The 4,650-nt window shown below is 71.9% G+C and carries 4 protein-coding genes; 2 read left to right on the top strand and 2 right to left on the bottom strand.

Features of this window, described 5'->3' with window-relative positions; all coding sequences use genetic code 11:
• Window positions 1-1,614 (top strand): peptidase C14 (locus ABZY11_RS42985; protein WP_356484385.1); only part of this gene is annotated, 1,614 nt, incomplete at its 5' end.
• On the top strand, window positions 1,611-2,543 hold the full coding sequence (locus ABZY11_RS42980) for a GNAT family N-acetyltransferase (RefSeq protein WP_356484384.1): 933 nt from the start codon (window positions 1,611-1,613) through the stop codon (window positions 2,541-2,543). The genes ABZY11_RS42985 and ABZY11_RS42980, both read left to right, overlap by 4 nt.
• Before the next feature lie 117 nt (window positions 2,544-2,660).
• On the opposite strand, the gene ABZY11_RS42975 is transcribed toward ABZY11_RS42980, so the two are convergent.
• Both ABZY11_RS42975 and ABZY11_RS42970 read right to left on the bottom strand, forming a co-directional pair.
• Window positions 2,661-3,551, bottom strand: a complete 891-nt coding sequence (locus tag ABZY11_RS42975; RefSeq protein WP_356484383.1) for an SCO0930 family lipoprotein — start codon at window positions 3,549-3,551, stop codon at window positions 2,661-2,663.
• Between the two features lie 213 nt (window positions 3,552-3,764).
• Window positions 3,765-4,650, bottom strand: an 886-nt coding sequence (locus ABZY11_RS42970) for a hypothetical protein (RefSeq protein WP_356484382.1), incomplete at its 5' end; no start/stop codon positions are given.

Here is a 4,650-nt window from a genome sequence, read left to right as displayed (position 1 = left end):
ACCGAAGGCATCGAGAAGAACACCCACGACAACCCCTTCGGCGCCGTCCTCTCCTTCCGCGGCACCGTCACCGACACCACCGTCAAGCACGCGCTCTCCGGCAAGGTCATCGAGCTCACCGACACCTTCCCGGTCCCCGACGCCAAGGCGTTCGAGGTCGGCCAGTGGTGGGCCGTGCAGGTGGACCCGGTCGCGGGCGGCGGCCGTGACGAACGCGAGCTGCAGAAGCTGGTCGAGATCACCGAGATCATCGATGCGGGACACATCCGGATCGGCTACCTCAACGGCTGGGAACTCGCCGCGGGCCGCAACCTCACCTGGACCCGCGTCGAACCGGTCCACAACAGCCACGTCCGCAACATGGTCTTCGAGGGCGCCGGCACCGACGAGTACACCGGCTCCCACCCCGTCAGCTTCGAGTACGCCGTGGGCTGCGACGTATCCGGGATCCATGCCACCGGCACCTTCTGGCCGGTCATCATGCGCCGCTGGTGCACCCGCTTCCGCACCGAGGAGTGCTCCCTGAAGAACCCGCCCACCGTCGAGTACGGGGGCGCGGGCTACCTCACCCAGCAGATCTACTGCCTGTACGGACGGGTCGCGGACTGCACGACCAGCAATGTCCGCCACCTCAACGACCTCACCGCCTCCGCCTACTGCACCGTGGTGAACTGCCACGGCGACGGTGACGACGCGGGCGGCAACCCCTTCACGACGCACGGGCAGTACGAGCACGATCTGCTCTTCGACGGCAATTCCGGACTGATGGACATCGCCAACTCCGGTGCGCAGTGGGGGATTTCCGCGAAGCGGATCACCGTGCGCAGACATGTCTGCTCCTGGTTCACCGCCAACACCAAGATCACCGATCTGACGCTCGAAGACATCACGGTGATCGCGCGCCCCACCTTCGACCAGGCCGGCACCCTCACGGTCAACGCCGACGGCGCCCAGGTGCGCGGCTGCACCGCGAAGACCTTCGCCGTCGCCCAGCGCTCCGCCCGCTCCACCCGGCCGACCACCATCAGCGACTGTTCCTTCGAACCGCCCGCGGGTGCCGTCCTCGTCCAGACCCCCGTCACCGCGCCCGTGCACTTCGTACGCTGCACGTTCAAGGGCGTCGACGGCGCGATCCTGCGCGGGGCGGGGCCCGTCCACTTCACCGACTGCACGGTCACCGGCGCCGAGAACGCGGCCCCGCTCTCGGTCGGATCGGCGGATCTGCGGATCGACGGCGGCAGTTACGACAACACCGGCATCGAACTCAGCGCCGTGCGGGACCAGCGGATCACCGTCACCGGCGGCACCCGGCTCACCGGCAGCAACAAGGCCAAGGCGCTGCTCGGCCGCGCGGCCGGTCCGGGGAAGGTGACCTGGGACATCGGCGGGCTCAACAGCACCGCCTCCGGAGCGGACACCGCCCATGTCCGCATCAATGACGGCACCAACCACTACGCGGCGACCGGGAGCCGCTTCACCGGCGGCACGCTCCATCTCGCCCCCGACGCACTGGACTCGGTCCTGCACACCTCGTGCGTGGAGGACGGAACGAAGCGCGGCGCCATGCCCGCGAACAGCGACAAGGTGCGCACGGACGGGAATCTGACCCTGTGACCGCCGTCATCCGGACCGCGACGGCGGCCGACGACCCGGCCCTGGCCGCCCTGTGGCAGCGGTGCTTCGACGCCCCGCAGATCGTCGACCTGCACGCCCTCGACCCGGACCGCCACCGGCACACCTTCATCGCGCAGAACGCCTCGGGGGACGGGATCGACGCGGTCGTCGTCTACGTACCGAGGCTGATCCGCGACGCGTCCGGCACCCCGCATCGGGTCGGCGGCATCGGCAGCGTCGCCACCCGTCCCGAGGCCCGGGGCCAGGGGCTGGTGCGACGGCTGCTGGTGGCGGCGGAGCGCACCATGACGGCCGAAGAGTGCGCCTGGTCGCTGCTGTTCACCGGGACGCCGGGCGTCTACCGGGGTTCGGGCTGGCAGGAGTTCGCCGGCACGTACACCGAGGGGACGCTGGCGGCCTCACCCGTCGCCGGCGGGTTCCGGATCCGCGAGGCGACCGACCAGGACGCCGCGGAGGTGGCCGCGCTGCACCACGCGTACAACGCGAAGCGGCCGCTCAGCTCGGTGCGGGCGCCCGAGGACTGGGCGGTGCGGGTGCCCGCCTGGTACGGCCCGCTCGACCGGTCGCTCGTGGCCGAGGACCGCGGATCGGGGGCGCTCGTCGGCTGGCTGGTGGCCCAGCACGAGGGGGAGTGCGTGGAGGTGCGCGAATTCGCGGGCGCGCCCGAGTGCCTGGGCGAGCTGTTCGCCGCCGTCGGCGAACGGGGCCGCGCGGCGGGCCTGGGCCGGGCCCGGGTCCGGCTCCCCGACGACCCGGAGGTCCGGGCGGCGCTGCCGGCCCTGCTGACGGAGGCCCGGCAGATGACGGAGCACGTGGGCATGGCCCGCCCGCTGCGCGCCTCCGCGGAGGCCGTCCGGGCCACGGTCACGGCACCCGGCGCGGTCCACTGGTACGGCGACTGCTTCTAGCTAGGCCGGGACAGCGGGGTCGGCGGACCGGGCCTCGCCGGTGTGCTCGTGCAGTGGCTCACCGCGCCGGTCAACCTGCCCGGACAGCGCCCCGGCCCCCTCCTCGGTCCGACACGACTACTTGGCCAGTTTGCCGTTGGGCCGCACCGTGAACCAAGTGCCGTTCACACCCTGGCCGTTGGCGTCACCGGCCTTCTCGTCGCCGGTGTACCAGTAGAGCGGCCAGCAGTCGATGGTGAGCTGCTTCGTGCCGTCGGGGCGGGTGTACGGGCTGATCAGCTTCGGATCGATGCCCTTGATGTTCTTCTTGTCGACGAGCCTGGCGGGCTTCCACTTCTCCAGGCAGGCGCCCTCGCAGTTGGACTTCATCGGCCAGGCGGTGTCCTTGGTGAAGCGGTAGAGCGTACGCCCCTTGCCGTCGCGGACGATCGTGCCGCGCTCCTTGTCGTCGACCGCGGACAGAGCGGGCAGGTCCTTCGGCTCGCTCGGGGCCTCCTGCGCCTGTGCCTTCGCCTTCGTGCCGTCGGGCGCGGCCGAGAACCAGGTGCCGCCGACGCCCTGCCCGCGGGTCTGCCGGGGCGCCGTGTCCCGCGCGTAGCGGTACAGCGGCCATCCCGCGAGCGTGAGCTGCTTCGTGCCGTCCGCGCGCTTCACCGAGCCGAGCAGCCCGGGGTCCACGCCGCGGCCCGCCTTCGCGCCGTCGGCGAGCACCGGCGGCCAGGCCGCGGCACAGTCGCCCGCGCAGTGGGAAGCGGGCGGCTTCGCCGTGTCCTTGTCGAAGCGGTACAGGGTGAAGCCCGCGCCGTCCGTCATGACCGGGCCCAGCTGCTGGCTCTTCCAGACGCTGAGGCGGCCCGCCTGCGTGGGCTGCGCACCGTTGCCCGTGGAGGCGGCGCGCCCGGCGGAGCCGGTGGTGGTCGCCGCCGTGCCCTGGGAGCTTCCGCAGGCCGCCGTCAGCATGACCGCGGCGGCCGTGAACGCGACCGGGACATAGGTGAATTTACGCATGGGTATCCCTCTTTCGGAGATCTTGGGGAATTGGCTTTTCGCTGAAATGCTGAAGTAATGGCCCGCCCCGGCAGCAGGGGAGGAGTCGGCCGACTGCCGGGGCGGAGTTTCTGGTCCCGGAATTCCTTCTGGCCGGTCACTGTCACTGTGAAAACGGCCGATGTGGCGGGGGGGTTCAATCCCCGGGAAATTCTTCTACCGGGCCGCGAGCTGTCAGACCCGCCCCGTGCCCGCCCCCGCCAACGTCTGCGTGGGAACGACCACCTGCAGGCCCAGGACGCCCAGGTCGACGCTGCCGTCGTTCTCCGCGTACCACCGCCAGTGCGCACCCGGTACGTCGCCCACCGTCAGCACGATCCAGCCGCCGCCCGCCGACCCGGTGAGGTCCGCGAGTGCCCGCGCCTCCTCGGCGGTCGGCGCGTTCTGGAGTACGACGAACCCGGTGACCTCGCCCGTACGGGCCGCGCCACGCACCAGGCCGACACCCAGTTCCTCGGCGGAGTTGAGGATCTCCTCGGGGGCCTTGCCCTTCACCTCCGACACGGAGCGGACCCGGACCAGACCGTTGAGGCCGGGCAGGGCGCTCGCGCCCGGGTCCACCGACACCACCACCGTGCTCTGCCGCGGCAGTTCGAGCAGCCCGCGCACCAGCGCCGCCACGGTGTCCTGGGCGACGACGAGGTCACCGCTGACGCTCAGCGCGCCGTTGATCTGCCCGAGGTCCACCATGACCTGCGCGCCCCGCTCGCTCACCCCGATCCGGGCGAGGTGCGGCAGCGCGAGCGTCACGTCGGCCGCCGGATCGCCCTCGATGACGGAGGGCAGTCCGGTGCGCTCCCAGCGATTCGGTTCGAGCGCGGTCCACGGCGCGGGAGCCGTGTGCGCCCCCGACACCGACGCGAGCAGCTTCGTGGGTTCGGCGAGGACGCTGTAGACCCGCACCGGACGCTCCGCCTCCGCCGCGTCGGCGGGGATCAGTTCGCGCAGGGCCTGCCGCACCATCACCGGCGTACGGGTGTCCGCCGCTAGCCGCCGCGCGAGCGCGCCCCGCCGACGCCGCCGCAGCGCGAGCGCCAGGCTGCGCGGCAGCCGCGGCCGC

This window comes from Streptomyces sp. NPDC006510 (assembly GCF_040611955.1).
Lineage (GTDB): Bacteria > Actinomycetota > Actinomycetes > Streptomycetales > Streptomycetaceae > Streptomyces.
Note: the sequence above shows the minus strand (reverse complement) of the source record. Positions and strands in the feature narration are given on the sequence as shown.

Excerpts from the sequence above, each read along its gene's own strand:
- ABZY11_RS42975 (WP_356484383.1), bottom strand. The coding sequence starts at position 3,551 with ATGCGTAAATTCACCTATGTCCCGGTCGCGTTCACGGCCGCCGCGGTC.